The sequence below is a fragment of the Achromobacter sp. HZ01 genome (assembly GCF_003267925.1).
Taxonomy (GTDB): Bacteria; Pseudomonadota; Gammaproteobacteria; order Burkholderiales; family Burkholderiaceae_B; genus Achromobacter; species Achromobacter pulmonis_A.
In genome coordinates, this window is the sequence record NZ_LWKV01000003.1 from 311,446 (window position 1) to 330,331 (window position 18,886).

The window sequence follows — 18,886 nt, forward strand, 5'->3', positions numbered from 1 at the left end:
CACCCTAGTTATGCCGGAATCGCGTCATTCACACCCTGATCCCGCACCGACTCCCTATTGGCGCCGCAACCTGCGGCTGATTCTGCTGCTGCTCGCCATCTGGGCGGCGCTGACTTTCGTTCCCTCGTATTTCGCCCGCAGCCTGAGCTTCGGCTTTCTGGACTGGCCCTTCGCGTTCTGGATGGCCGCCTACGGCGCGCCGCTGGCCTATCTGGTCATCATCGCCGTCTACGCCCGGACCATGAATCGCGCCGATGAACGCGCCGACGAGGCCGGGGAGGAGCGCTGATGCCGTTTTTCAGCGGCGACACGCCCCAGCAGTTCCGCCTGCGCCTGCGGCGCATCTACGTGCTGTACACCGCCGGCTTCGCGCTGATGATCCTGCTGATGGCGCTGGCCGAGATCCTGGGCATGCCGCGCAACTGGATCGGCTACGTGTTCCTGCTGGTGACGGTCAGCCTGTACGCTGGCATCGGCATCGTCTGCCGCACCTCCGACCAGGTGGAGTACTACGTGGCCGGGCGCCGCGTGCCCGCCATCTACAACGGCATGGCCACCGCGGCCGACTGGATGTCGGTGGCTTCCTTCATCGGCGTGGCCGGCACGCTGTACCTGACCGGCTACGGCGGGCTGGCCTACATCATGGGGTGGACCGGCGGCTACGTGCTGGTGGCGATGCTGCTGGCTCCCTATCTGCGGCGCTTCGGCCAGTACACGATTCCCGACTTCATGGGCGCGCGCTACGGCGGCAACATGCCGCGCATGGCCGGCGTGGCCTGCGCGATCCTGTGCTCCTTCACCTATCTGGTGGCGCAGATCTACGGCGTGGGCATCATCACCACGCGCATGACCGGCATATCGTTCGAGCTGGGCATTTTCGTGGCGCTGGGCGGGATGCTGGTGTGCTCCTTCCTGGGCGGCATGCGCGCGGTGACCTGGACGCAGGTGGGCCAGTACATCATCCTGGTCATCGCCTACCTGGTGCCGGTGATATGGCTGTCGGTCAAGCACACCCACATGCCGGTGCCGCAGCTGTCGGCCGGCGCGGTGCTGCAGCAGGTCACCGAGAAAGAGGTGTACCTGCAGAACGACCCCTCGGAGATCGAAGTGCGGCGCCTGTGGCAGCAGCATGCCGACGACATGGCGCGGCGCGTGGCGGCCCTGCCGGAATCCTGGACCCTGGAAAAGGACAAGCTGCGCAGCCGGCTGGCCCAGCTGAACGCGAGCGAGGCGCCGATGGTCGAGATCCGTTCGGCCGAGCGCGAACTGGCCAGCTACCCGGCCAGCGTGGAAGAGGCGCGCACGGTGTGGTCGCAGGCGTGCGCCACGTTCGAGGCGCGCGCCGCGCCGCCCACCCCGCATGCCGAGCCTTTTCCGGCCAAGGACGCCGAAGAGCGGCGCAATATGCGCGTGAATTTCCTGGCGCTGGTGCTGTGCCTGATGCTGGGCACCGCCGGCATGCCGCATATCCTGATGCGCTCGTACACCACGCCCTCCATCATCGAGGCGCGCCGTTCGGTGTGCTGGTCGCTGCTGTTCATCCTGCTGCTGTATTTCATGGCGCCGGCGCTGGCGCTGCTGGTGAAGTACGAGGTCTATACCCAGGTGGTGGGCTCCAGCTTCCTCAGCCTGCCCAACTGGGTGCACGCCTGGAGCGCGGTCGACAGCAACCTGCTGGACGTCACCGACCTCAACCGCGACGGTATCGTGCAGCTGAGCGAGATCAGCATGGGGGCGGACGTGGTGGTGCTGGCCATGCCGGAGATCGGCGGGCTGCCCTATGTGATCTCGGGCCTGGTGGCGGCGGGCGGGCTGGCCGCCGCGCTGTCCACGGCCGACGGGCTGCTGCTGACCCTGTCCAACTCGCTGTCGCACGACATGTGGTATCGGATGGTGTCGCCGCGCATGTCGGCCGCGCGCCGGGTGATGGTGTCCAAGATCCTGCTGCTGCTGGTGGCATTCGGCGCGGCCTGGGTGGCGGCGCGCAAGCCGGCGGACATTCTCTTCATGGTGTCGGCGGCGTTCTCGTTCGCCGCCTCCTCGTTCTTCCCGGCCCTGGTGATGGGCGTGTTCTGGCGGCGCGCCAACAAATGGGGAGCGACGTTCGGCATGGCGGCGGGCCTGGCCGCGACTTTCGCCTATATGACGCACACGCATCCGTGGCTGCGCGAATGGGTGCTGGGCGTGTCGCGCACGCAGCCGGTGGACCTGTGGTGGGGCATCCAGCCGATCGCCGCCGGCGTCTTCGGCGCGCCGGTGGCGTTCCTGACGATCATCGTGGTGTCCCTGCTGACGCCGGCGCCGGACAGGGCCACGCTGGCGCTGGTGGACTACCTGCGCAGCCCGGGCGCGGCCCGGCCGCAGAGCGAGAATCCCTAGCAGGCGCCGGGGTCGGGATTGCGCGGGTCGGCGCAGGCCGCCCACGCCCGTTGCGGCATGGCGGGCAGCAGCGCGTAGATCTGGCCCGGCGCCCACAGCCAGTGCACCAGGCCGGGCGACTGCCGGATTGCATCCCAGATGCGCCGGCCCTGGGCGGATGACAGCGTGAAGCGGCCGTCGCCGCCGCTGGTGCCGCTGGCGAGCACGGCGGCGGGATCGCTGGCGGCCGCGTACAGGCTGGCGTCGTCCGCGTCGCGCGTCTGCACGATGGACCAGGCGTAGCCATACGAATCCAGTGCGGGCGGCGTCCAGTCGGGGCCCGGCACGATGAGCGCGGGATTGGCGGTTTCCATGGCCCGGTACGGCAGGGCGCCGTCCTGCCGCAGATAGCGCCGGGCGGGCCGGCCCTGCTCGTCGTATACCACCACTTCCTGCGGCTGGTCGCGGCCTTCCGGATAAAGCAGGGTGCGCAGCAGACGGCCCGCCGCGTCGTGCACATAGCGGGCCTGGGGCCGCGGAGCACCGTTGCACGAGCCCTTGCCCAGTTCGGCCAGCCAGCCGTGCTCGTCGTAGCGCAGGCAGTGGCGTTCGGACTGGCTGCGGCTGCCGTCCCAGGCGCGCCAGCGCTGTTCGTAGCCGCTCAGGCGGCTGGTTTCGTCGTAGTAATAGCGGATTTCCTGGTCGGGCGCAGGCAGGCTGGCGGCGGGCGAGGCGAGCGCTTCTTCCACGGTGCGCGGGCTGTACAGGGCGATGCCGCACAGATGCCTGGCGCCGTCGGCGCCGCGTTCGTAGCGCAGCAGCGTGGTCGCGATGCGCGCGCCGGGTTCGGCGGCATAGACCGACCAGTCCACCCGTTCGGCCCAGATGTAGGGGACGGCGCGCGCGCCGGTTTCCACGCCCGCCGGGGGCTGCCAGGTCTCGATCCGCGAGCCGTCCAGGCCGAGCAGTGTATTGGTTTCGTCGAGCCGGACGTCGGCCGTCAGCGTCTCTTTATGGCCGGACGCGGCCAGCGGCGTGCACAGGGCATGGGCCAGCCCCGGGGCCAGCAGCAGCCCCGTCAAGGCGGCCAGGGCGGTTCGGTCAGAGCGCGGCATTGTGCAGATGGACGATGAGGCCCCAGAGTTCGCTGCTGACGCCGCCCAGGCGCAGCGTCCCGTCGCGCGATTCCATCAGCAGGAAGGGATAGGCCTTGCGTTCCAGCGTGCCGGCCGGCGGCAGCCGGTAAGGGGTGAAATTCTCGGGCGATTTCAGGTAAGTGTTGGCCATGTCGCCCGCGTCCACGTGCATGTACCAGACCGTCAGCTCGGGGCCTTTCAGGGCGGGGTCGATTTCGGGATAGACGCCGCCCTGGCCGGCGGGGATGGCGTTTTGCAGCACGCCCATGAAGACCCGGCGCGGGCCGTAGCGGGCAACGTACGTGCCGTCGTCGCCGCGCTGCGTGAAAGTGCCCCGGATGAACGCCGCCGCGCGCGACCCCGGCACCACGGTGCGTGCGAACAGCGCGTCCAACTGCGCGTCGCTGAGCGGCCGGCGGGCGGCCGACAGCCGCTCGATATCCTGCGTGAAAGCCTGGAACCAGGCCCGGTAGCGCTTCAATTCAGCCGCCCGGTTGAACTCCTGCGCCAGAGCCGCGCGCGAAAGCAGGCCGCCCAGCCAGCCCAGGCAGAATCCGGCCGCCAGCAGCCGGCGCCGGGCCGTGTGCGCGGGGGCGTTCAATGCGCGACGGATTTGGAGAACACGTTCATCACCACCACGCCGGCGATGATGAGCCCGATGCCGATCAGGGCCGGCGCGTCCAGGTGCTGCTTGAACAGCACCGCGCCGGCGATGGAGATCAGCACGATGCCCACGCCGGACCAGATGGCGTAGGCGATGCCCACCGGGATCACGCGCAGCGTGAGCGACAGGAAATAGAACGAGATCAGGTAGCCGACCACGGTGACGATGGAGGGCGTCAGCCGGGTCAGTCCGTCGGACGCCTTGAGCGCGCTGGTCGCGAAGATTTCCGCGATGATGGCCACGGCCAGGTACAGCCACTTCATTTGCGGGCTCCTTCGGATTGGCGCAGCAGCACCAGCAGCGCGCCGGCGCCGCCTTCGCGTTCGGGCGCTTCGGAAAACGCCATGACTTCGGCCTTCTGCACCAGCCAGGTGCGCGCCTTGTCCTTGAGCACCGGCTCCAGCCCCTGCGAGCCGTAGCCCTTGCCGTGCACCACGCGCACGCAGCGGATGCCGTGTTCCAGGCATTCGTCTAGGAACGAGAGCAGGGCGTGGCGGGCCTGTTCCACGCGCAGGCCGTGCAGGTCCAGTTCGGCGCCCGCGCGCCATTGGCCGCGGCGCAGGTTGCGCGCGGTGTCGGGGGCGGCGTCGCCGCGCACGAAGGCGGTGCCGCCTTCGGACAGCAGGTGGGTGATTTCGCCGCCGTCGGAGACCCCGGCGTCGGCGCGCGCGGGCGTCTCGCCCAGCGCGTTGGCGCGGCGCAATGCCGGGGCGGGCTGCGCCGGCGGCTTGTGCGCCACGCGCGCGGATTGCGACGGCTTGAGCGGCGTGACCGACTTGAGCGTGCGCCGGAACGCGGCCAGGTCGTCCTCGGGCGCGGCTTCGGCCTTGGCCGGCGCCGCGCGCGGCGGGGCCAGGGCGGCGCGCTCGCGTTCTTCCTGGAGGTCTTTCTTCAGGCGCTTGAGGTCGGCCAGGCCGACCTTACTGCCCCGCATTCTCCAGCCACCGCTGTGCGTCCAGGGCCGCCATGCAGCCGGTGCCGGCGCTGGTGATGGCCTGGCGGTAGACGTGGTCCTGCACGTCGCCGGCGGCGAACACGCCCGGCACCGAGGTCATCGTGGCCATGCCGGACAGGCCGCTCTTGGTGACGATGTAGCCGTCCTTCATTTCGAGCTGGCCCTGGAAGATCTCGGTATTGGGCTGGTGGCCGATGGCGATGAACGCGCCGGTGGCCGCCATGTCCTCGGTGGCGCCGGTCTCGACGTGGCGCACGCGCACGCCGGTGACGCCGCCGTCGTCGCCCAGCACTTCTTCCAGCGTATGGAACAGCTTCAGTTCCATATTGCCGTTCTCGACCTTGCTCATGAGCTTGTCGACCAGGATGGGCTCGGCGCGGAACTTGTCGCGGCGGTGGATCAGGGTGACCTTGCGGCAGATGTTGGACAGGTACAGCGCCTCTTCGACGGCGGTGTTGCCGCCGCCCACCACGACCACGTCCTGGTTGCGGTAGAAAAAGCCGTCGCAGGTGGCGCAGCCCGACACGCCGCGGCCCATGAAGGCCTGCTCGGAAGGCAGGCCCAGGTACTTGGCCGACGCGCCGGTGGCGATGATGAGGGCGTCGCAGGTGTAGACCTTGCCGGTGTCGCCCGTCAGGGTGAAGGGACGCTTGGAGAGATCGACCTTGGCGATGTGGTCGAACAGCATCTCGGTGTTGAAGCGCTCGGCGTGCTTCTGGAAGCGCTGCATCAGGTCCGGACCCTGCACGCCGTCGGCGTCCGCCGGCCAGTTGTCCACATCCGTGGTGGTCATGAGCTGGCCGCCTTGGGCCAGGCCTGTAACAAGTACCGGGTTCAGGTTGGCGCGTGCCGCATAGACGGCCGCCGTGTAACCGGCGGGGCCGGAACCGAGTATCAAAACTTTAGCGTGCGTGGCAGTGGACATGGGCGGGATCTTTAGCAGGTATCTTTAGGTTGACGCCCAATTATAATGAGCCGCATGCCGCGTATCTCGACTGCTTCTCCGCGCGCTTCGCGCAATACCCGTAACGGGCCTTCGCCCCTGCAGACGCGTCTGTCCGCGTTGCTGCGCGAAGCCCGATGGATTCTGTTCGCCGCCCTGGCGGCCTGGCTCACCCTGGTGCTCGCCACCTGGAGTCCGTCCGATCCTGGCTGGTCGCATTCCGTCCCCGCCGGCGCCATCCACAACCGTGGCGGCACGCTGGGCGCCTATCTGGCCGACATCCTGCTTTATCTGTTCGGTTTTTCCGCCTGGTGGTGGGTGGTGTTGCTGCTGCACCGCGTGCGCGCGGGCTACCGCCGCCTGGCCAGCCATCTCAAGGTAACGAACGGTAAGCAGCCGGAAGTGCTGCCCCGCGTCCACTGGGAAGAGGGCATCGGATTCTTCCTGCTGCTGGTCGGCTCGCTGGGCATGGAGGCCCTGCGCCTGGCCAGCCACGGCACGCGCCTGCCGGGGGCGTCCGAAAACGCCAGCGGCGCCGGCGGCGTCATCGGCCAGACCCTGGCCGACCTGATCGGCCGCAGCATCGGCTTCACCGGCAGCACGCTGGCCTTCCTGGTCATGCTGGCGATCGGCCTGAGCCTGTTCTTCTCGTTCTCGTGGCTGTCGGTCGCCGAGCGCGTGGGTTCCTGGCTGGAAGGCCTGCTGCGCCGCGTGCGCGATTCCTACACCGCGCGCCAGGACCGCAAGGTCGGCGAGGTCGCCAAGGCCGTGCGCACCGAGCAGGTGGTGGCCAAGCAGGAAAAACTGGTCCACGAGCAGCCGGTGCGCATCGAGCCCGCCATCACCGTGGTGCCCAAGTCCGAACGGGTCGAAAAGGAAAAGCAGCAGTCGCTGTTCTTCGCCCCGTCGGGCGGCGCCGAGGGCGACCTGCCGGCCATCAGCCTGCTGGACCCGCCGCTGGCCAACCAGGAAACCGTGTCGGCCGAAACCATCGAATTCACCTCGCGCCTGATCGAAAAGAAGCTGGCCGACTTCGGCGTGTCCGTCACGGTGGTGGCGGCGCAGGCCGGCCCGGTCATCACGCGCTACGAAATCGAACCGGCCACCGGCGTCAAGGGCAGCCAGATCGTCAACCTGGCCAAGGACCTGGCGCGCGCGCTGAGCCTGGTCAGCATCCGCGTGGTGGAAACCATCCCCGGCAAGAACCTGATGGGCCTGGAACTGCCGAACCCGCGCCGCCAGATGGTGCGCCTGTCCGAGATCCTGGGGTCGCAGACCTACCACGCCAGCCATTCCGTCGTGACGATGGCGCTGGGCAAGGACATCGCCGGCAACCCGGTGGTGGCCGACCTGGCCAAGATGCCGCACCTGCTGGTGGCGGGCACCACCGGTTCGGGCAAGTCGGTGGGGATCAACGCCATGATCCTGTCGCTGCTGTACAAGGCCGACGCCTCCCACACCCGGCTGATCCTGATCGACCCGAAGATGCTCGAAATGAGCGTCTACGAAGGCATCCCGCACCTGCTGGCGCCGGTGGTCACCGACATGCGCCAGGCGTCGAACGCGCTGAACTGGTGCGTGGGCGAGATGGAAAAGCGCTACCGCCTGATGAGCAAGATGGGCGTGCGCAACCTGGCCGGCTACAACACCAAGATCCGCGAAGCCATCAAGCGCGAGGAACCGATCCCGAATCCGTTCTCGCTGACCCCGGACGCGCCCGAGCCGCTGTCGCCGCTGCCCACCATCGTGGTGGTCATCGACGAGCTGGCCGACCTGATGATGGTCGTGGGCAAGAAAATCGAAGAGCTGATCGCGCGCCTGGCGCAAAAGGCGCGCGCGGCCGGTATCCACCTGATCCTGGCCACCCAGCGCCCCAGCGTGGACGTCATCACCGGCCTGATCAAGGCCAACATTCCCACGCGCATCGCCTTCCAGGTCTCGTCCAAGATCGACTCGCGCACCATTCTCGACCAGATGGGCGCCGAAACCCTGCTGGGCCAGGGCGACATGCTTTACATGCCGCCGGGCACCGGCCTGCCGGTGCGGGTGCACGGCGCCTTCGTGAACGACGATGAAGTCCACCGCGTGGTCGAAAGCCTGAAGTCGCAGGGCGAGCCCAACTACATCGAAGGCCTGCTCGAAGGCGGCCTGGACGGCGACGGCGAAGGCGCCAGCAGCGTCACCGGCATCGGCGGCGACGCCGAATCCGATCCGATGTACGACCAGGCCTGCGAAGTGGTGCTCAAGCACCGCCGCGCCTCGATCTCGCTGGTGCAGCGCCACCTGCGGATTGGTTACAACCGTGCGGCGCGGTTACTGGAGCAGATGGAGCAATCGGGTATGGTGTCGGCGATGCAATCCAACGGCAATCGCGAGATCCTGGTTCCCGCGGCGGCCGCCCGTGAGGAAGCCTGATGAAGACGTTACGCCGACTGGCCGCCGTGGCGGCCCTGACCCTGGCGCCCGCCGTGGCGCTGGCCGCCAGCGCGCAGGAACAGCTGCGCGCCTTCGTGGCCACGGTCTCGTCCGCCACCGGTTCGTTCTCGCAATACACCGTGAACAACCAGGGCCGCACGCAGCCGGCCCAGACCGGCGTGTTCTCGTTCCAGCGCCCCGGCAAGTTCAAGTGGGCCGTGCAAAAGCCCTATGAGCAGCTGGTGGTGTCCGACGGCCGCAAGGTATCGCAGTTCGATCCCGACCTGGCGCAGGTGACCGAGCGCAAGGTCGACGCCGCCATCGGCACCTCGCCGGCGGCCATCCTGTTCGGCTCGGGCTCGCTCGAACAGTCTTTCGACGTCTCGGCGCTGCCGTCCAGGGACGGCGTCGACTGGCTGCGCGCCAAGCCGCGCACCGCGGACGCGGGGTTCTCGCGCGTGGACATCGGCATGAAGAACAACCTGCCGGTGCGTGTCGAACTGCTGGATTCCTTCGGCCAGACCACGCGCGTGGACCTGTCCAACATTTCCGCCAATCCCCAGCTTTCCGCCAAGGAATTCGAATTCGTCGCCCCGAAGGGCGTCGATGTCGTGAAGATGTGAGCGGCGCGGGGCACGCGGCGCCCCACGACCCACGACCTTTCGTCAGCCGGCGCGCTTGTACGCCACGCAATCCACCTCGACCTTGGCGTCGACCACCAGCGACGACTGCACGCAGGCGCGGGCCGGCGGATGGTCGCCGAAGTACTCCCTGAACACCTTGTTGAACGAGGCGAAGTCGCGCGCGTCGTCCAGCCACACGCCGCAGCGCACCACGTGCTCGCGCCCGTAGCCCGCTTCGTGCAGGATGCCCAGCACCTGTTCGATGGCCTTGCGGCTCTGGGCGACGATGCCGCCTTCGATGACTTCGCCGTGCTCCATCGGGACCTGGCCGGACACGTACAGCCAGCCGTCGGCCTCGACCGCGCGGGCGAACGGCATGTGCGAGCCGCCCTGGCCGGTGCCGCCGGCGACTCCGTAGCGCTTGATGCCGTTGTCGTCGGCGGTGGAAGCGTTGCTCATGGCTTTCTCCTTGGAATGATGATGCGCGGTTAAACGAAATTCCTGCGCAGGTCGCCGTTGCGCGGCAGCCAGCGGCCGGCGCGCTCGCCGGTGGGCTGGCCGTGGCGGTACGACAGCGCGCCGTTGACCCACACCGCCTCGATGCCGGCGGCGGTCTGCACCGGAGCGTCGAAGGTGGCGCGGTCGATGACCGTGGCCGGATCGAACAGCACCAGATCGGCATGATAGCCCTCGCGCAGCAGGCCGCGTTCGGCCAGGCCGAAGCGCGCCGCCGACAGGCCGGTCATCTTGTGCACCGCCTCGGCCAGCGGAAACAGGCCCACGTCGCGGCTGTAGTGGCCCAGCACGCGCGGAAACGCGCCCCACAGCCGCGGGTGCGGCATGGGATCGTTGGGCAGGCCGTCCGAGCCCACCATGGTGAGCCGGTGCGACAGCACGCGGCGCACGTCGTCCTCGTGCATGTTGTGGTAGACGGCGCCGGCCGGCTGCAGCCGCGCGGCCGCCTCCAGCAGGCTCACGCCCCAGTCGGCGGCGATGGCGGCCAGCTTGCGGCGGGCCTGCTCGGGATGCGGCACGGACCAGGTGATGTCGATGTCGAACTCGTCGGTGACCTGCTTCAGATCCAGCGTGGACGAGCTGGCCGAATAGGGATAGCAGTCGCAGCCCACGTGCTGCAGCCGTCCGGCGTTCTCCAGCGAGGACAGCACTTCGCGCGTGCGGCCCCAGTTGCCGGCGCCGGCGCATTTCAGGTGCGACACCACCACCGGCACGCGCGCATGGCGCGCGATGTCGTAGGCCTCCTGCATGGCTTCCAGGATGGCGGCGAATTCCGAGCGCAGGTGGGTGGTGTAGAGCGCGCCGAATTCGTCCAGCGCCTCGGCCAGCAGCTTGACTTCGTCGGTGTCGGCCTCGAAGGCGGAAGCGTAGGCCAGGCCGGTGCTCAGGCCGATGGCGCCGTGGGCCAGCGCGTCGCGCAATTGCGCGCGCATCGCCAGGATTTCGGCATGCGTGGCGGGCCGGTCGAGCCGGTCCATGTGGTTGCTGCGCAGGGCGGTATGGCCCACCAGCGCCGCCACGTTGACGGCAGGGCCGGCGGCCTCGATGGCGCGGGTGTAGTCGGCGAAGCTGGGGTAGCTGAAGTCTTCGCGCCCGCCCAGCAGGTTCATCGGGTCCGGCGGTTCGCCGCGCAGGGTCACGGGCGAGGCGCTGATGCCGCAGTTGCCCACCACCACGGTGGTCACGCCCTGCGACAGCTTGGGCAGCATGCCGGGCGTGCGGATGACGTTGGTGTCGTCGTGCGTGTGCACGTCGATGAAGCCGGGCGCCAGCGCCAGGCCGGCGCCGTCGATGCGCTGGCGCGCCTGCGCGCCGGGCAAGTCGCCGATGGCGGCGATGCGTCCGCCGTCCAGGGCCACGCTGGCCCGGTAGGCGGCGCCGCCGGTGCCGTCCAGGACCTGCACATTGCCGATGAGGGTGTCGTACATCTCGTGTTTCCGTTCAATCGCCCAGCGGCAGGCGGTTGGGGCCGCCCCGGTGTTCGTCCAGCACCAGCTTGATGCGGCGCAGGCGTTCGCGGTTTTCTTCCTGGTTCAGCATGGCCAGCTCGGTCGAGAGCAGGTCGATGGCCAGCATCATGGCGTAGCGCGAGGCCGAGGGCTTGTAGATGAAATCGGTTTCGTCGGTGCGGATCGGCAGCACCACGTCGGCCAGCGCGGCCAGCTCGGAGGTGGCGTCCGTGATGGCCACCAGGCGCGCGCGGTATTGCTTGACGATGCGGGCCGCGCCCACGATTTCCGGCGTCAGGCCGGAAGCCGACAGCACCAGCACCGCGTCGCGCTCGTCCAGCGTGGCCGCCACCATGCGCAGCAGCACGGCGTCGCTGTAGACCGCGATGGAATAGCCCAGCCGCACCAGGCGCGACTGCACTTCCTGCGCCAGCATGGCCGAGGCGCCGCCCATGCCGAATACGTAGATCATGCGCGCGCCGTCCAGCCTGGCGGCGGCGGCCTCGAACAGCGGCTCGGTGAAGACCGGCAGATGGGCGCGCAGCGTGCTTTCGATGTCGCCGTAGATGCGCGCGTAGAACGTGCTTTCCTCGGCCGGCGCGCTCGGGTCCAGGAAGCGGCTGCCGACCGTGCTGGCCTGGGCCAGCTTCATCTTCAGGTCGCGCGTATCGTCGCAGCCGACGGTGCGGGCGAAGCGCGAGATGGTGGCGATGCTGACGCCGGCCTTGGCCGCCAACTGGTCGACGGTGGCGCTGGCGCTCCAGATGATGTCGTCCAGGATGGCGTCGGCCACCTTGCGCTCGGTCACGCTCAGTGCGTCGCGCCGGCTGCGTATCTGGAAGACGATGTCGCGGATGATGTTCATGGAGATTCCTGGTTTACCGGGCCAGCTCGGGATCGTCGAGGCGCGAACAGGCCGCGTAATGGCCGGGGCCCACGTTGACCGCCTGGACGGCGGTCGTCGCGCAGGCCTCGATCGCGTGCGGGCAGCGCGTGCGGAACACGCAGCCGGAGGGCGGATCGACCGGGCTGGGAATGTCGCCCTTGAGCAGGATACGCGAACGCGGGGCGCGCGGATCGGGCACGGGCGCGGCCGACAGCAGCGCGCGGGTGTAGGGATGGCGGGGGCTGGCGTAGACCTCGCGGGTCGGGCCGCGCTCCATCACGCGGCCCAGGTACATCACCACGACCTCGTCGCACAGGTAGTCCACCACCGCCAGGTCATGGGCCACGAACAGCATGGTCAGGCCCAGGTCGCGCTGCAGATCCTGCAGCAGGTTCAGCACCTGCGCCTGCACCGACACGTCCAGGGCCGAGACCGGCTCGTCGGCCACGATGAAGTCCGGCTCCACCGCCAGCGCGCGGGCGATGCCGATGCGCTGGCGCTGGCCGCCGGAGAACTCGTGCGGATAGCGGCGGGCGTGGTCGGCGTTCAGCCCCACGCGCTCCAGCAGTTCGCCGATGCGGGCGGCGCGGCGGTGCTGCGCCAGCTTGTGGGTGTCCAGCGCCTCGCCCAGGATCTCGGCCACGGTCATGCGCGGATTGAGGCTGGCGTACGGGTCCTGGAACACGATCTGCATGCGGCGGCGCCACGGCAGCATCTGTTTTTCGGAAAGCGTGGTGATGTCCTCGCCGTCGAACAGGATGCGGCCGGCGGTGGGGGCGAACAGGCGCAGCAGCGCGCGGCCCGTGGTGGTCTTGCCCGAGCCGGATTCGCCGACCAGGCCGACGATGGTGTTGCGCGGCACGTCGAAGCTGACGCCGTCGACCGCGCGCACCACGGGCGCGTGGCGCGCCTGCGACGTGGGGAAATGGACCTTCAGGTCCTGGATCTGCACCAGCGGCGCTTCGGTGCGTACGGGAGCCGGTCGGTTCGTCATATCGGGTTCACCTTGATGCAGCGCGCGCGGTGGTCGTTCTGCACCGGCACGAGTTCGGGCACGGCCGCCAGACAGTCGTCGGCGGCCAGCGGGCAGCGCGGCGCGAACGTGCAGCCCGGCGGCAGCGACAGCACGCTGGGCACGTTGCCGGGAATGGCGCGCAGGCGCTCGCCCGAGGCCAGCAGCGCGGCGGTGGGAATGCAGGACAGCAGACCGCGGGTGTAGGGGTGGCTGGGCTTTTCGAACAGGTCGTAGACGTCCGCGTCCTCGACCACGCGGCCCGCGTACATCACGGCCACGCGATGCGCGATCTCGGCCACCACGCCCAGGTTGTGCGTGATGAACAGGATGCTCATGTTCATCTCGGCCTGCAGCCGGCGCAGAAGGTCCAGGATCTGCGCCTGCACGGTCACGTCCAGCGCGGTGGTGGGCTCGTCGGCGATCAGCACCGCCGGATTGCAGGCCAGGGCCAGCGCGATCATCACGCGCTGGCGCATGCCGCCCGACATCTGGTGCGGATACTCCTTGACGCGCCGGTCGGCGGCCGGGATTTCGACGCGCTCCAGCATTTCGCGGGCGCGCTTGAGCGCCGCGGCGTACGAGCCGCCTTCATGCTGCAGCACGGCTTCGGCGATCTGGTCGCCCACAGTGTACAGCGGATTCAGGCTGGTCATGGGCTCCTGGAAGATCATCGCGATCTCCGCGCCGCGGATGCGGCGCAGCGTCGCCGCCGAAGCGCGGGCCAGATCGTGCTGCGCGCCCTGGCGGTCGCGAAACAGGATGCGCCCGCCTTCGATGCGGCCGGCCGGCTTGGGCAACAGGCCCATGATGGAAAGACTGGTCACGGACTTGCCGGAGCCCGACTCGCCGACGATGGCCAGCGTCTCGCCGCGGGCCAGGTCGAAGGTCACGCCGTCGACCGACTTGGCGACGCCGTCGCGGCTGTGGAACCAGGTCTGCAGGCCTTCCACGGAAAGCACGATGTCTCGGGTGCTTGCGGTCATGATTACAGCTCCTTGCGCAGGCGCGGATCGAGGACGTCGCGCAGCCCGTCGCCCACCAGTTGCAGCGACAGCACGGACAGCACGATGGCGATGCCGGGGAAGATCATGATCCAGTCGGCCGAGCCCATGTACTGCTGGCCGGCGTTGATCATGGTGCCCCAGGTCGGAATGTCGGGCGATACGCCCACGCCGAGAAACGACAGCCCGGCTTCGGCCAGGATGGCGTAGGCGAAAATGAAAGTGCCCTGCACCAGCAGCGGCGAGACCAGGTTACGCAGCACGTGCACCGTGACGATGCGCCAGGTCGGCACGCCCAGCGCGCGCGCCGCTTCCACGAAAGGCAGCTCGCGGATCACCAGCGTCGAGGCGCGCACGATGCGGGCCAGGCGCGGCGTATAGACGATGCCCAGCGCGATCACCACGTTGATCAGCGAGGGGCCGAGCGCGGCCACCAGCGAGATCGCCAGCAGGATGTCGGGAAAGGCCATCATGGCGTCGATCAGCCGCGAGACGAACTTGTCGGCCGAACGGAAGAAACCGGCGGCCAGGCCCAGCGCGATGCCCAGGATGCTGGAGACGATCACCACGGAAAAGCCCACCATCAGCGACAGCCGGCCGCCGTAGATGACGCGGCTGAACACGTCGCGGCCGAAATCGTCGGTGCCGAACCAGTGCGCCGCGCCCGGCGCCTTCAGCCGGTTCATGATGGACAGCTTGAACGGATCGTAGGGGCTGACCCACGGCGCCAGCAGCGCCGCGGCCACCAGCACGGCGATGACGACCAGGCTCACCAGCACCGTCTTGCGCGCCACGAGCAGGCGCAGCACCTGCCAGCGGTCGGCGCCGGAATTCGGGGAAGTTGCGATAGCCATATCAGATCAGTAACGCACTCGAGGATCGACCAGCAGGTACAGCAGGTCGATGAAAAGATTGATCAGGACGTAGATGGCCGCGATGATCAGCAGCGCGCCCTGGATGACGGGGTAGTCGCGGCGCAGCACCGCCGACACCACCAGGCTGCCCACGCCGGGCAGGCCGAACACGGTCTCGGTCACGACCGCGCCGCTGATCAGCAAGGCGGTGGTCAGGCCCAGCACCGTCAGGATCGGGATCAGCGCGTTGCGCACGGCGTGCTTGAGGATCACCTTGCGCTCGGGCAGGCCCTTGGCGCGCGCGGTGCGCACGTAGTCGTCGCGCAGCACGTCCAGCATGCTGGCGCGGATGAAGCGGGTGATCAGCGCCGAGTTCACCAGGCCCAGCACCACCGCCGGCAGGATCAGGTGCGACATGCGCGTGGCGAGCGAGGCGTCCGGGCCGCCGTAGCCGGCCACCGGCAGCCAGCCCAGCTTCACCGAGAACAACTGCATCAGCAGCAGCCCCAGCCAGAAGCTGGGCACGCTGGAGGTGAACATCGAGAACGACAGCACCGACTGGTCCAGCGTGGTGCCGCGCTTGACCGCCGACAGTATCCCCACCGGCAGCGCGATGGCGCTGGCGATCAGCAGCGACAGCAGCGTCAGCAGCAGCGTGGGTTCGGCGCGGTCGGCCAGCGCCGCCAGCACCGGCTTGTTCATGAAGATGGACTGGCCCAGGTCGCCCTGGGCCAGCTTGCCCAGCCACGACAGGTACTGCACCGCCATGGGCTGGTCCAGCCCCAGCTGCGCGCGCAGCGCGGCGATGTCCTGCTGGCTGGCCTGCGGGCCCAGCATCACCGCGGCGGGATCGCCCGGCGTGATGCGGATGATCACGAACACGATGGTCGCGACGATGAACATCACGGCCACCAGCCCGACCAGCCGGTTCAAGAGATAGCGCAACACGATGAAAGCCCCGAAAAAATTGGAACGCCGAAGGACGTGGAGGGCGGCGCGAACCGCCATGCCCCCCGCGCCCTCAAACCATTACTTCGCCGCCTTCCACGCATTCCAGAAGTACGGCCACGGCACGGCCCGGGTCCCTTGCAGCGACGGCGAGCGCGCGGCCTGCGCATTGAAGTCGCCGACCTTGATGAAAGGCACCTCGTCATACACCGCCTGCTGCACGTCGGCCCAGCGCTTGACGCGTTCTTCCTGCGTGCGGGCCTGGTTGAAGGCATCCAGCACCTGGTTGCGGCGCGGCGTGTCCCACCAGCCCGGCGCGTCCTTGGACGGGAAGTCGATCAGCGCGGGCTCGGGCAGGAACGGGCTGTGGGTAATGAAGATGTCCCACAGCGCCGGGTCCTGGCGGCGCTGGGTCAGCGTGGCCCAGTCCACCACCTGCATGTCCACCGTGAAGCCGGCGGCCTTCAGGTATTCGGCGGCCACCAGCGCCATCTTGTAGTGGAACTCGTACTGCTGGCTGGTCAGGATGCGGATCTTGCGGTCCTGCACCTGCGCGCCGTCCACCAGCTTCTTGGCCGCGGCGGCGTCGCCCTTGTTGTAGACCTTGCCGCCCAGCGAGGTGGCCCACGGGAAGCCTTCGGGATACAGGTCGCCGTTGAGCTTGTAGAAATCCTTGTTGCCGAACGCGGCGTACAGCATGTCCTCTTCGTTCAGCGCGAGCTGCACCGCCTGGCGCACGGCCAGATTGGACATGATGCCCTGCTTGGTGTTGAGCACCAGCCGGGGCCAGCCGAAAGGCTTGAGCATGACCGGATCGGAACGGCCGTTCTTGAGCTTGGGCAGCGACTCCACCGGCAGGGCGTCGACATAGTCGAACTGGCCGGCCACCGCGCTTTCGACGCGGGTATTGGCGTTGCTGACCGGCACGAAGCGGATTTCGTCCAGGTATTGCTTGCGCGCGCCGCCGTAGCCGTCGGGCTCGCCATCGCGCTGCTTGTAGCCTTCGAAGCGGACCAGCTGGATGTACTGGTCGGGCACGCGCGCCTTCAGCTGATAGGGGCCGGTGCCGACGAACTCGGTCAGGGCGGGCGCGATCTTGCCCTTGGGCATGATGATGGCGGCGCTGTTGTTCATCGCCAGCAGCGCGGTCAGCGGCGCATAGGGCTGCTTGAGCGTGATGCGGACGGTGTTGGCGTCCGGCGCCTCGATGGCGCTGATGATCTTGGCGGCCATCTTGCCGCGCGTGGCGGTTTCGGTCCAGCGCTTGAGCGAGGCCGTCACGTCGGCCGAATCCATCCTGGAGCCGTCATGGAAAGTGATGCCCTGGCGCAGGGGAATGGTGTAGACCAGCCCGTCGGGCGACACCTCGGGCATCTTGTCGGCCAGCAGCGGCGTCAGGTTCCATTTGGCGTCGAAGGTGTACAGCGTTTCGAAGAAATGCTGCGTCAGGATGCCCACCAGGTCGGCCGTGCTGGTCATCGGGTCCAGCGTCGGCGGCTCGCCGACGGTGGCCACCGAAATCGTGCCTCCCTTGACCGGCGCGGCACTCAGGGCGGGGGACGACAATGCGGTCAAACCAATTGCGCCGGCCAGCAGCAGGCTATTGAGCCTGCCGCCTCGCGGGGAGGTGCGGAAGTTCATGATGCTCTCTCCAGAGGGTAGAAAACAGAATGTCGCGTGCGGATCGGGATTGCCCCGCGAGGGGCGCGGGAGGTCAGAAGAAAGTCGCGGCCACGTCGATGACGCCGTAGTGTTCGTCGACCAGCAGCACCTGGCGCCACTTGTCGAAAGTCAGGCAGGGGTGGGAGATGTCGAAGGCGATCATGTCGCCGACCTGGATGTCGTCGTCCGCGCCGATCTGCATGAAAGCGTGCTGGTCCATCATGGCGGTCAGCTTCCAGTGCGCGGGCGCGGCGTCCGGGGCCTGCGCGCCGGGGCGGTAGCGCAGGGCGGGCGTGGGCAGGCCGGCGTCGAAGGCGGCGTCGCGCTTGCCCAGCGCGACGATGGCGCGGCCCGGTTCGGGCAGCGATTGCACATAGGCCCAGACCTGCAGCGCCGGCTGCAGGCCGGGTTCCATGCCGCGGGCCACCGGATTGTTGGCGTTGATGCGCTCGGCCGCCGAGCGGTAGATGCCCACGTCGTGCGACAGGTAGCAGCCGGGGCGCAGCACGATTTCCAGCGGCGCGCCGATATCGACCTGCGAGAATTCCTCGGCCACCACGTCGAACCAGGCCGAGCCCGCGCCCGAGATCAGGGCGGGACCGTTCCTGCGCAGCCGGCCGGCGGCCGCCAGTTCGCCGAGCGCGCCGGTGGCGCGGCGCAGGAAGGCGCGGATGGCGCTTTCTTCCTGCAGCACGCCTTCGTAGACCTCGATGCCGGCCAGCGCCAGGCCGGGCCAGCGCGCGATCTCGTCGGCCACGGCCTGCAGCTGCGCCTCGTCGCGCACGCCGGTGCGCCCGCCGGCCGGGCCCAGCTCGATCAGCACCGGCAGCACCAGGCCCTGCTCGCCGAAATAGGCGCCCAGCTGGGCGGCGTTGGCGGGCGAGTCCACGATGCAGAAGTAGGTGAAGGACGGATCGCGCAGGAGCCGCGCGATGATGGCCATGTTGGCGCGGCCCACCAGCTGGTTGGCCATCAGCACGCGGCGGATGCCGTGGCGGTAGGCGGCCAGCGTCTGCGGCGCCGTGGCCAGCGTGATGCCCCAGGCGCCGCCGTCGATCTGGCGCTGGAACAGGGCCGGACTCATGGTGGTCTTGCCGTGCGGCGCCAGCTTGACCTTGTAGGCCTCCATGAAGCGCTGCATCCATTGCAGGTTGTGCCGCACCCGCGATTCGTACAGCACGGCCACCGGCAGGCTGACGTCCTCGCGCAGCAGATTCCATTGCAGCCCGGCCACGCCGGCGGCGTCACAGGATTCGGGGAAGGCGCCCAGGCCTTTGCCGTTCGGGTCCAGCGGGGCGGGGGAGGAGGAGGGCGTCATGGCGGCTTCCTGGAAAATATTTACCGTCAAATCGGATTTTTTTCATTATCCTGAAAGAAATTTACAAGCGGCAGCTAGGAGTTTCCCGTAGTGCGCGGCGGCGCGACAATGGAACGAACGCTCGGTCTCAGGAAAAGGAAACGT

18 protein-coding genes are annotated in these 18,886 nt (G+C 68.6%); 4 read left to right on the forward strand and 14 right to left on the reverse strand.

All coding sequences use genetic code 11. The features are described 5' to 3' along the window. Window positions 1-10 precede the first annotated feature (10 nt). Together A6B37_RS17505 and A6B37_RS17510 are read left to right on the forward strand one after the other, a co-directional pair. Window positions 11-289: a sodium/substrate symporter small subunit gene (locus A6B37_RS17505; RefSeq protein WP_102774223.1), complete on the forward strand. Its 279-nt coding sequence runs from the start codon at window positions 11-13 to the stop codon at window positions 287-289. Beyond that, complete coding sequence (locus A6B37_RS17510) at window positions 289-2,379, forward strand: sodium:solute symporter family protein (protein ID WP_111826482.1); 2,091 nt, start codon at window positions 289-291, stop codon at window positions 2,377-2,379. The genes A6B37_RS17505 and A6B37_RS17510 overlap by 1 nt, the downstream gene beginning before the upstream one ends. On the opposite strand, the gene A6B37_RS17515 is transcribed toward A6B37_RS17510, so the two are convergent. From A6B37_RS17515 to trxB, 5 genes are read right to left on the reverse strand one after another with little or no spacing between them, the layout of a single operon-like run. Next, entirely contained in the window at window positions 2,376-3,473 is a 1,098-nt protein-coding gene (locus A6B37_RS17515; RefSeq protein ID WP_111826483.1) for a hypothetical protein, read from the reverse strand. The genes A6B37_RS17510 and A6B37_RS17515 overlap by 4 nt on opposite strands. Further along, a complete protein-coding gene (locus A6B37_RS17520) occupies window positions 3,460-4,095 on the reverse strand; it encodes a hypothetical protein (RefSeq protein ID WP_246842505.1) in 636 nt (211 codons plus the stop codon). The genes A6B37_RS17515 and A6B37_RS17520 overlap by 14 nt, the downstream gene beginning before the upstream one ends. Further along, window positions 4,092-4,421 carry a multidrug efflux SMR transporter gene (locus tag A6B37_RS17525; RefSeq protein WP_102774226.1) on the reverse strand — a complete coding sequence of 110 codons (330 nt, stop codon included), beginning with the start codon at window positions 4,419-4,421 and terminating at the stop codon, window positions 4,092-4,094. The genes A6B37_RS17520 and A6B37_RS17525 overlap by 4 nt, the downstream gene beginning before the upstream one ends. Further along, window positions 4,418-5,092 (reverse strand): Smr/MutS family protein, encoded by a 675-nt coding sequence (locus tag A6B37_RS17530; RefSeq protein ID WP_111826484.1) that lies wholly within the window; start codon window positions 5,090-5,092, stop codon window positions 4,418-4,420. Before A6B37_RS17530 ends, A6B37_RS17525 begins: the two co-directional genes overlap by 4 nt. Next, window positions 5,079-6,038, reverse strand: a complete 960-nt coding sequence (gene trxB / locus A6B37_RS17535; protein ID WP_102774228.1) for a thioredoxin-disulfide reductase — start codon at window positions 6,036-6,038, stop codon at window positions 5,079-5,081. Before trxB ends, A6B37_RS17530 begins: the two co-directional genes overlap by 14 nt. 54 nt (window positions 6,039-6,092) lie before the next feature. Here trxB and A6B37_RS17540 point away from each other — a divergent pair, with 54 nt between their 5' ends. Beyond that, on the forward strand, window positions 6,093-8,471 hold the full coding sequence (locus A6B37_RS17540) for a DNA translocase FtsK (RefSeq protein ID WP_102774229.1): 2,379 nt from the start codon (window positions 6,093-6,095) through the stop codon (window positions 8,469-8,471). After that, on the forward strand, window positions 8,471-9,094 hold the full coding sequence (lolA, locus tag A6B37_RS17545; protein WP_111826485.1) for an outer membrane lipoprotein chaperone LolA: 624 nt from the start codon (window positions 8,471-8,473) through the stop codon (window positions 9,092-9,094). Before A6B37_RS17540 ends, lolA begins: the two co-directional genes overlap by 1 nt. A gap of 42 nt (window positions 9,095-9,136) precedes the next feature. Here lolA and A6B37_RS17550 read toward each other — a convergent pair whose 3' ends face one another. The 9 genes from A6B37_RS17550 to A6B37_RS17590 form a co-directional block, all read right to left on the reverse strand. Then, complete coding sequence (locus tag A6B37_RS17550) at window positions 9,137-9,553, reverse strand: RidA family protein (protein WP_102774231.1); 417 nt, start codon at window positions 9,551-9,553, stop codon at window positions 9,137-9,139. A gap of 29 nt (window positions 9,554-9,582) precedes the next feature. Further along, window positions 9,583-11,037, reverse strand: a complete 1,455-nt coding sequence (locus tag A6B37_RS17555; protein WP_102774232.1) for a D-aminoacylase — start codon at window positions 11,035-11,037, stop codon at window positions 9,583-9,585. 13 nt (window positions 11,038-11,050) lie between these two features. Then, on the reverse strand, window positions 11,051-11,923 hold the full coding sequence (locus A6B37_RS17560; protein ID WP_111826486.1) for a MurR/RpiR family transcriptional regulator: 873 nt from the start codon (window positions 11,921-11,923) through the stop codon (window positions 11,051-11,053). Between the two features lie 13 nt (window positions 11,924-11,936). Continuing rightward, complete coding sequence (locus A6B37_RS17565; RefSeq protein WP_111826487.1) at window positions 11,937-12,938, reverse strand: ABC transporter ATP-binding protein; 1,002 nt, start codon at window positions 12,936-12,938, stop codon at window positions 11,937-11,939. Next, on the reverse strand, window positions 12,935-13,942 hold the full coding sequence (locus A6B37_RS17570; protein ID WP_102774235.1) for an ABC transporter ATP-binding protein: 1,008 nt from the start codon (window positions 13,940-13,942) through the stop codon (window positions 12,935-12,937). Before A6B37_RS17570 ends, A6B37_RS17565 begins: the two co-directional genes overlap by 4 nt. 2 nt (window positions 13,943-13,944) lie before the next feature. Next, window positions 13,945-14,814 carry an ABC transporter permease gene (locus tag A6B37_RS17575; protein WP_111826488.1) on the reverse strand — a complete coding sequence of 290 codons (870 nt, stop codon included), beginning with the start codon at window positions 14,812-14,814 and terminating at the stop codon, window positions 13,945-13,947. Window positions 14,815-14,820: 6 nt separating this feature from the next. Beyond that, the gene (locus A6B37_RS17580) at window positions 14,821-15,762 is read right to left on the reverse strand and encodes an ABC transporter permease (protein ID WP_111826688.1); all 942 of its coding nucleotides are present in this window, start codon (window positions 15,760-15,762) and stop codon (window positions 14,821-14,823) included. Window positions 15,763-15,843: 81 nt separating this feature from the next. Next, window positions 15,844-17,403 (reverse strand): ABC transporter substrate-binding protein, encoded by a 1,560-nt coding sequence (locus tag A6B37_RS17585; protein ID WP_102774237.1) that lies wholly within the window; start codon window positions 17,401-17,403, stop codon window positions 15,844-15,846. A 73-nt stretch (window positions 17,404-17,476) separates the two neighbouring features. Further along, the gene (locus tag A6B37_RS17590; RefSeq protein WP_111826689.1) at window positions 17,477-18,742 is read right to left on the reverse strand and encodes an amino acid deaminase; all 1,266 of its coding nucleotides are present in this window, start codon (window positions 18,740-18,742) and stop codon (window positions 17,477-17,479) included. Window positions 18,743-18,886 lie beyond the last annotated feature (144 nt).